This window comes from Streptomyces sp. NBRC 110035, from assembly GCF_000829695.1.
Taxonomy (GTDB): Bacteria; Actinomycetota; Actinomycetes; order Streptomycetales; family Streptomycetaceae; genus Streptomyces.
On record NZ_BBNN01000048.1, the window covers coordinates 48,202 to 56,670 of the forward strand.

At 68.2% G+C, this 8,469-nt stretch carries 4 protein-coding genes and 3 pseudogenes; 5 read left to right on the forward strand and 2 right to left on the reverse strand.

Features of this window, described 5'->3' with window-relative positions:
- Nucleotides 1-16 precede the first annotated feature (16 nt).
- Both TU30_RS29560 and TU30_RS29565 read right to left on the reverse strand, forming a co-directional pair.
- Nucleotides 17-1,855, reverse strand: coding sequence for an urease subunit alpha (locus TU30_RS29560; RefSeq protein WP_042175882.1), 1,839 nt, complete (start codon nucleotides 1,853-1,855; stop codon nucleotides 17-19).
- The gene (locus TU30_RS29565; protein WP_042175909.1) at nucleotides 1,839-2,501 is read right to left on the reverse strand and encodes an urease subunit gamma; all 663 of its coding nucleotides are present in this window, start codon (nucleotides 2,499-2,501) and stop codon (nucleotides 1,839-1,841) included. Before TU30_RS29565 ends, TU30_RS29560 begins: the two co-directional genes overlap by 17 nt.
- Nucleotides 2,502-2,898: 397 nt before the next feature.
- On the opposite strand from TU30_RS29565, the pseudogene TU30_RS29570 reads away from it, so the two are divergent.
- From TU30_RS29570 to TU30_RS29580, 5 genes and pseudogenes are all read left to right on the forward strand, one after another.
- Nucleotides 2,899-3,585 (forward strand): annotated as a pseudogene (locus TU30_RS29570) (transcriptional regulator); the annotation flags it as partial.
- A pseudogene (locus TU30_RS37780) lies at nucleotides 3,582-3,836 on the forward strand (flavoprotein); the annotation flags it as partial. The pseudogenes TU30_RS29570 and TU30_RS37780, both read left to right, overlap by 4 nt.
- Nucleotides 3,749-4,159, forward strand: a pseudogene (locus TU30_RS37785) (tyrosine-type recombinase/integrase); the annotation flags it as partial. The pseudogenes TU30_RS37780 and TU30_RS37785, both read left to right, overlap by 88 nt.
- Before the next feature lie 463 nt (nucleotides 4,160-4,622).
- Nucleotides 4,623-5,387: a nuclease-related domain-containing protein gene (locus TU30_RS29575; RefSeq protein WP_078878615.1), complete on the forward strand. Its 765-nt coding sequence runs from the start codon at nucleotides 4,623-4,625 to the stop codon at nucleotides 5,385-5,387.
- Between the two features lie 207 nt (nucleotides 5,388-5,594).
- Nucleotides 5,595-8,469 (forward strand): AAA family ATPase (locus tag TU30_RS29580; RefSeq protein WP_042175887.1); only part of this gene is annotated, 2,875 nt, incomplete at its 3' end.

Consider the following 8,469-nt stretch of genomic DNA (forward strand, 5'->3'; position numbering starts at 1 on the left):
GGGCCGGCCGGGGTGGTCAGAAAAGGAAGTACCGCTGTGCCAGGGGCAGCTCGGTGGCGTAGTTCCGTCCGACTTCCTGCCCGTCGACCGTGGTGCGGACGTCGGAGGTGGTGGCGCCGCCGATGGTGACGTCGAAGGTGTCGGGGTCGACCTCGATCTTCGGGACGCCGTTGTTGTGGACCATGTCGGCCTTGGTGACCTCCCGCGTGGAGCGGATCGCGCGCAGGGGCTTGAGCAGCCCGATCGCGGGGAGTTCGCCGTCGAGGGCGGCCTCGGCCACGAAGTTGAAGGAGTTCGCCGCCGGGGCGCGGCCCTGGAATCCCCAGACGGGGCGCGGGAGGTAGGGCTGCGGGGTGGGGATGGAGGCGTTGGCGTCGCCGATCTGGGCGTAGGAGATCTGGCCGCCCTTGATGACCATGTGCGGCTTGACGCCGAAGAACTTCGGCTCCCACAGCACCAGGTCGGCGAGTTTGCCGGCCTCGACGGAGCCGACCTCGTGGTCGATGCCGTGGGTGATGGCCGGGTTGATCGTGTACTTGGCGACGTAGCGGCGGGCACGGAAGTTGTCCGCGTGCGCGTCGTCCTCGCGCAGGTGGCCGTAACGGGACTTCATGACGTGCGCCGTCTGCCAGGTCCGCATGATCATCTCGCCGATGCGGCCCATGGCCTGGGCATCGGAGGACATCATCGAGATGGCGCCCATGTCGTGCAGCAGGTCCTCTGCGGCCATGGTGGAGGGCCGGATCCGGGAGTCGGCGAACGCCATGTCCGCCTCGACCTCAGGATTGAGGTGATGGCACACGATCATCATGTCGACGTGCTCCTTGACGGTGTTGACCGTGAAGGGCCGGGTCGGGTTCGTCGACGCGGGCAGCACGTTCGGCTTGCTCGCGAGGCCGATCATGTCGGGGGCGTGGCCACCGCCGGCGCCCTCGATGTGGAAGACGTGCAGGCTGCGGTACTTGGCCTTCTTGGCCTTGCGGTCCTTCTTGGTCGCGGCGAAGGTGCTCTGTACGAAGCCGGCCTCGTTCAGCGAGTCGGCGTGCAGCGCGACCTGGACACCGGTCTCCTCGCACACCGTCAGCGCGGCGTCGATCACCGCCGGGGTGGCGCCCCAGTCCTCGTGGATCTTCAGGCCGAGGGCGCCGGCCGCGACCTGGTCGTGCAGCGCCTTCTTCGAGACGGTGCTGCCCTTGGCCAGCAGGCCGATGTTCACCGGGAAGGCGTCCAGCGCCTCGAAGGTCCGCTGGATGTGCCACTTGCCCGGCGTCACGGTGGTGGCCGTGCTGCCCTCGGCCGGGCCGGTTCCGCCACCGATCAGTGTCGTCACGCCCGACGCCACCGCCTCGTGGATCTGGTTCGGGCAGAGGAAGTGCACGTGGGTGTCGACGCCGCCCGCGGTCAGGATGCGTCCCTTGCCGGAGATCACCTCCGTCTCGGGGCCCACGACGAAGTCCGAGGCGCGCGGGTCGTCGTGGGGACGCGGCGTCATGGTCTCCGGGTTGTACGCCTTGCCGATGGCCCGGATGCGGCCGTCGCGCAGCCCGACGTCGGCCTTGACGACGCCCCAGTGGTCCAGGATCAGCGCACCGGTGATCACGGTGTCCACCGGCTCGCGGGGGTCGTCGCGGGGGATGTGCGACTGGCCCATCGACTCACGGATCACCTTGCCGCCGCCGAAGACCATCTCGTCGCCGCTGCGCCCCGGCCCACCGCACCAGTCCGCTTCGATGCGCAGGACGAGACGGGTGTCGGCCAGCCTGACCCGGTCGCCGGCGGTCGGCCCGTACAGGTCGGCGTACCGGGAACGCAGCAGCGGGTCCCAGGGCCTGTCCTTCTCAGTCCTGTCCGGCATCGAGGTGCTTCTCCTCTTCGCTCTTGTCGGCCTGGAGCCCGTGGACGATCCGCTCGCCGGCGATCGGCACGAGCATCACGGTGCGCTTGTCACCGGGCTCGAACCGTTCGGACGTGCCGGACGGAATGTGCAGCCGCATTCCGTGGGCCGCCTCGCGACGGAACCTGAGTCCCTCGTTGGCCTCGGCGAAGTGGAAGTGGGACCCCACCTGGACCGGGCGGTCCTTGGGGTTGCGCACCACCAGCGGCACGGGCGTCGCGCCGTCGTTGAAGGCCACCCGGTGTTCGTCCTCGTCCGGCAGCAGTTCCGGCTTGCCGGGATGGACGTCCACCGTGGTGGACGCCTCGTCGAACGGCTTGCTGATGGTCACCAGCTTCGTGCCGTCCGGGAACGTCGCCTCGACCTGGACGTGGTCGACCATCTCCGGCACGCCGTCCATGACCTCGCTGCGCCGCAGCACATGCCGCCCGGACTCCATCACCGCGTCGACCGTCGCCCCGGCCCGCGCCTCCTCGAAGACATGCACCGTCAACAGCGCCATGACTTCGGGATAGTTCAACAGCAGACCGCGTTCACGGCGTCGCCGGGCGACATCGGCCGCCACGTGGATCAACAAGCGCTCCTGCTCATGCGGAGTCAGGTGCATGGTGGTCCCCCTCTCCTGGTCGTCGGGACCGATCATGAGGGAGGGCGGAGTCGACAGGCGGCGAAAACGGTGTGATCGACCCTGATGGAATGAACCGGAATCACGGGGTGCGTGCGGGGGGCGTGGGCGGACCGTGTGGCGTGCCCGCGCGCGGAGCGGTCTGCTGCCCGGCGCACTCACGAGCGGTCTCGGTGAGGGATGGCCATCACCCCTGTGAGCAGGCAGCTTCGGGCCATACGGGTTCGGGTACCCGTCCACGAGGCGGGTGCCGGCACACCTGGCATCCGAAGGGTGGAGGCAGGTCTCCGGCTCTTTGAGGGCGGTCGCGGTCGGCTCGCGCTCCACGTGGTGTGGGTGGGTGCCGGCGACGGCACCCACCGCTACGCAGCAACGAGGCCGGGCCCCGGGGGAAGAGGCCTGGCTCGCGGCCGGCCGGGCCATGGCCGAGGCGGAAAGGTCTGGGGACCCTGTCGTCCTCGCCGCCAGCGTCCGCGTTCACGCTCACGTGCTCGTACGGGAGAAGCACACAGCCCAAGCCGTGAACATGGTGCGCCACACCGTCGACCAGCTCAGCGGCTCCTACCACCAACGCTTGCCCCGATATCTGGCAGCGGTCGGCCTGCTGCTGCTCCGCGGAGCAACCGGCGCCAGCAGAAACGGCGACCGCGAAGCCGCCCACGACTTCCTCACCGAGGCCAAAGAGGTGGCCCGCTACGTCGCATTCGACAGGCCGGACGCCTGGGCGAACTTCAGCCCGACCAACGTAGCCCTGCACGAGATCAGCGCGGCTGTCTCATTCGGCGACGCCGGAATCGCCCTCCAAACCGCTCGCCCCCTCATGCGGCGGCACATCCCCGTCCCCGAGCGACGGGCCGCGCTCTGGGCGGAGGCCGCCCGCGCCTACAGTCAGCAGGGCAGACTCGCCGACGGCTACCAGGCCCTGCGCATCGCCGAGAGCTGCGTGGCACAGGACGTCCGCCGCCCGGCCGTACGCGAACTGGTCGCCGACATGGCAGCCCGTGACCGTCGCCGGGCGCTGCCCGAGCTCCACCACTTCAGCCGCCAACTGGGAGCGCCCGCGTGAGTGACCAGCACGACAAGCCGTTCCTCCAGATCGTGGTCTGCGCGGCCGGGGTCGCCGCCGACGTCGGCCGACTGATCACAGCAGCACAGGAACGGCACTGGGACGTCGGCGTCATTGCCACCCCGCAGGGAGTCGGCTTCCTTGATGCGGAGGCGGTCGAGGCCCGGACGAGTCCAAGACCTTCCGACTGCTTTTCGGCGACGAGAAGGGCCGGGCGCACAACCGCAGCGTCTTCAACATGGGCGGCTGGAAGCGAGCCCCGGTCGCCGCCGGCGTGATCCCTCCCCGCGAGCGCGGGGCGAGGTATCTCCAGGCGGTCCCGGAGGACGGCGTGCACGCCCTCCGGCACGCGTACGCCTCCGTGCTCCTGGACGCGGGGGAGAGCGTCAAGGCGCTCTCCGAGTACCCGGGCCACTCGGACCCGGGCTTCACGCCGCGGACGTACACGCACCTGCTGCCGTCCAGCGAGGCCCGCACCCGCAAGGCGATCGACGACGCCTTCACGGACGCGGAGCCGCAAGGCGAGGGAGAAGGGAAGGGCACATCAGCACCTCCAGCAAAACCCATGTGCCCTGGCCGTCTGACGACCCCTCTCCGGCACGGAGAAGGGCGAGGCCCGAAGGACCCTGCCCGACCTCCACGAAACCCCGGCTCAGGGCCACACCAGGCAGTACGCCTGATGCCCCGCCTCGTGCAGCCGGTGGCTGAAGTCCTGCCACTCGTGCAGCGATTGAACGAGGCGGGGCACTGACCTGGTACTTCTCGGCGAAGCGTGCGGTGACCTGCGGAAACTGCTTCCGGTAGTTCTCACGGGTCAACGCCGTTTCCCGGGCTCATGTGCCCTGGATGTGCCCTGTCCCGGCTGCAGAGTCGGCTGGGAAGCGCACGCCTGCCCGGCGCATACATGAGGCCGTCTTGCTCACTGCTTCTGACCCTGGTCACATGGTCATTGGTCTTTTGGTGGGATGCGAAACGGGGGACGCGTGAGCGGATTACGGGTCTCTGTGTGGAAACGTTACGGACATGACCGTCTCTACGTGAATCAGCCGGACGGCACGAAGGTCGCCTGGCTCGACCGCCGCACGGGGTCTCTGGAGCTTCTGGTCGAGGAGCAGCGGGACGCGGTACTCGACGCCCTCGCTCCCTACCTTGCTACTTCTTCTTTGCCGGTAGTGCGCAAGGCACTGCGCTCTGAAGACGACCTTGTGGGGAACCGCCCAGGAGACGCGCTGCAGACGAAGGTGGACGAACTGGCACCCGGCTTCTGGCGGTGGGTGTTGGCCAGGATGTCCGGTAGGCGTCTGGAGGTGGACAGCTGGCGCACCGGACTGGCCGGTGAGCGCCGGGTGGGGGTGGAGTTGGAGAGGCTGGCGTGGCGAGGCTGGCGAGTACTGCATTCCATACCCCTGGCAGGCGATGTCGACATCGACCACGTCCTGATCGGTCCGGGCGGAGCCTTTTGCGTCAACACGAAGTGCCACCGCGGTGCGCGTGTGTGGGTGGGCGACGACTCGGTTCGGATAGGCGGCCAGTCGTACCCCTACGTGCGGAAGAGTCGAGCCGAGGCGCGTCGGGCATCGAGCGCGCTGACGCGTGCGTGTGGCTTTCCCGTCGAGGTTCAGCCGGTGCTTGCCTTCGTTGCGGTGGCAGAGCTGCAGGTCGTGCCGTCGCTTCACGACGTGCGTGTCCTTCAGGAGCGCGACATCGCGACGTTCAAGCACCTCAAGGCTGGCTGGGGGCCGGACAAGGTCGAGTTGGTGTACATGGCGGCACGTGATCGCCGCACGTGGGTTCGCCCCTGAACGGTTGGCTGGGTTACAGCCAATTTCCGCGGAATGTGGCTGGTTTACGTCATTACTCGCCGGTCCTTGTTGAAGGCCGCGCTTCTCTCTCACATCCTGGAAGGCTTTCCGTTGAGCCATGATCTGGGGGGATAGGTGTCTCTTCACTCTGCACTCCGTGCGAACCATCCGGAGGCGGTCCACCGCACGCGCCAACTTATCGAATACATGCGCGAATTTGTTCGCGGGTCATACAAGCCGGTGCGGGACTGGCAGAAATACCCGGAGGTCCTCTGGCTTTCCGACATTCCGGACGACAGGCTCCGGCGGAACCCGGATGGCGACCGGACGCTGCTTAAGGTGGCGCACCGCTCGTCCCGCCCGGCTCCTGTCCTGCCCGAGGCGCTGGTGGGATGGGTCGATCCCGAAGCCGCCGCCACCGCATCGCCCGAAGTGCCACCGCTGGCCGAATCGGGACCGGGGCAGGGTTGGCAAGAGGACGAAAACGGAGACCTGTTCGAAGTTTCCGAGATTCGCCGGGAGGAAGCGCACGACGTGCTGCGCGCCTACACACGGTGGCTCGACGCGTGGCGCAAGTGGTCGGAGAAAGAGCGCATCGACCGTCCTTATAGGGAACTCCATCAGCAGCTGTACCGAATGGCGACCAGGATTCAGCAGGACGGCGAGGAATACGAGGCGGTACTGGGCGCCGGATTGCTGACCGTTGGAGCCGCACGTCCGTCGGCGCGCATCGCCCGGCACATTTTGACGGCGCCGCTGATACTCACCGTGAATCCCACGAACATGTCCATCACCGTCGCCCTCGCCCCCGGCGACCCGGCGCGGATGGAGGACAGCGAGTTTCTCGACGCGGACGCGGGCTACAGCACCCGTCTGCTGAGCCCGCTGCGGGACCGTATCGATACAGAAGGATTCCATCCGCTGTCCCGTGACTCCCAGGACGTGCTCGGCGACTGGTCGGAGAGGGCGTTCGGCACCGATCGCGCGGTGGCGTTCCACCGTGGCTGGGGCCGCCCATCCGCAGACCTCGCGCTGCCGGTGCCCACACTTGGGTTCGCGCCGGCGATCATTCTCCGCCAGAGGGGCCAGGGTGCCCTCGTAAACTTCTACGACGGCATCGCGAACCGCCTCGCTCAGCCCGGTGCCATGGCTCCGCTGGGCTTGGCTCAGCTGCTGTACCAGCTGGAAGCGGAGGACCGCAGGGTGTGGGGTACGGCGGCGGGGAGCCGTGACGTGCCGCCCGCCCTTGGCCCTGACCCGCTGTTTCCGCTGCTGTCGAACGAAGCCCAGCGGGAGGTGCTGAGGCGCCTACAGACCGATACCGGCGTCGTGGTTCAGGGACCGCCAGGCACGGGAAAGACGCACACCATCGCCAACCTCGTGTGCGCCTTGCTGGCGGACGGCAAGCGGGTGCTCGTGACGAGTGAGAAGGGCCAGGCTCTGAAGGTCCTGCGGCAGCAATTGCCGCCCGGGCTTCGCAACCTGTGCGTCCTCCAGGGCGACCGGCGCCAGAACGGCAGCGACGACCTGGAACAGTCCGTGCGCGCGCTTTCCCAGCTCAGTGCCACCCAGTCGACGGAGCGTCTCGAGGTAAGGATCAAGAGCCATGAGGCGCTGCGCTCGGAACTGTCGGACACCCGCGCGCGGCTTCGTGACGAACTGCGCGCCATACGTGAGGCGGAGTGGTACGAACACCTCGACGTGGCACCCGGATACAAGGGGCGGCTCGCGGAGATTGTGGAGACGGTCGCTGCCGGTGCACCGAAGTACGACTGGATGCCCGCTCTGCCCGCCTCGGCACCGCGCGAACCGTCACTGACCCAGGACGAGGCCCAGCGCCTGCTGGGCCTGGTGTCCCGGCACGGGGCCGGCGTGCTGGACGAGTATGCCGCCCGCTGCCCGGACCCCGCGGATTTCATCGCACCCGTGCTGTTCGAAGAAGCGGTCAACGCCCTGGACGCCGCTGTACGTGCCTGTGCTGCGTCGGCGTCCGACACACTTGCCCTCGAACTCGCAGACCGCGGGGATGAGCTGATCGCGACACTGGTCGGTCTGCTGGACGCAGCGGAACACGCGCTGCAGAGCGAGGGACTGCCGGGTGACCCTGCCGCCTGGCCGCCCGAGGAGTGGACCACGCGCGCCTTGCAGGACGGAATGGCAGGCCGGCGGCAGCAGCTGTGGGAGGGAGTGCGGCAGGCATCCGCCCGTGCCGAGGACGTGCAAAGCGTGCTTCAGCACATGCTCTTCACCGTGCTCGACGTACCCGACGTGGCGCTTGCCGAGGAATCACGTCTCATCGCCGCCGGGAAGGATCTCGAACGGTACTTGCGTGCAGGCGGCAAGCTGCGCAAGTTCGCCCCGAGGCCAGTCCAGAAGGAGGCCCAAGTCCTTCTGCGGGACTGCCGGGTGGATGGGAGGCTGCCCAGCACACCGGACGAGATCTCCGCGTTGGTGGCTCATCTGGCGGCACGCCAGTGCGTTCGGCAGCTGAACGAGCGCTGGAAGAGCGTCGACGCGCCCGAGGCCGAAGGCTCCACGCAGGTGGCTCTGTCGGAGCTGCTGGACCGGGTGCCGACGCTCCGCGCGGTGGACGGGTTCACCCAATCCGTGCGTACGCTGCACGAAGTCCTACTTAAGGCCCGGATCAAGGCCACGGTGCGGACGGCACAACAGTGGGACGACGTGCGTACGTCGGCGAACGGTGCGGAACGGCTGCTCCGTGCCCGTGAGGCGGAGGAGAGGCTGCGGTCCATCTCCGAGCAGCTGCCGCGACCCGATGCCCGCGGAGTGGCCGAACTGGCAGAGGTACACAGGGCTGTCACCGACCGTGATCCACAGGCGTACACGTCCGCGATCGATTCGCTGACCGAGGCATTCCACCGTGAGGCTGATCGCCGGGAGGCCCGCAAACTCCTGGACCGCCTGTCCGAGGACCACCCCGAACTGGCACGGCGCTTCGCCGAGTCCCCGACCGAGGCGGCGTGGGAGACCCGCCTTGTAGACCTGGATGGGGCCTGGGCATGGCGGCGAGCGCGTACCTTCCAGGACACGATGCTGACACCTGGCAGGGAAGCCAAGCTAG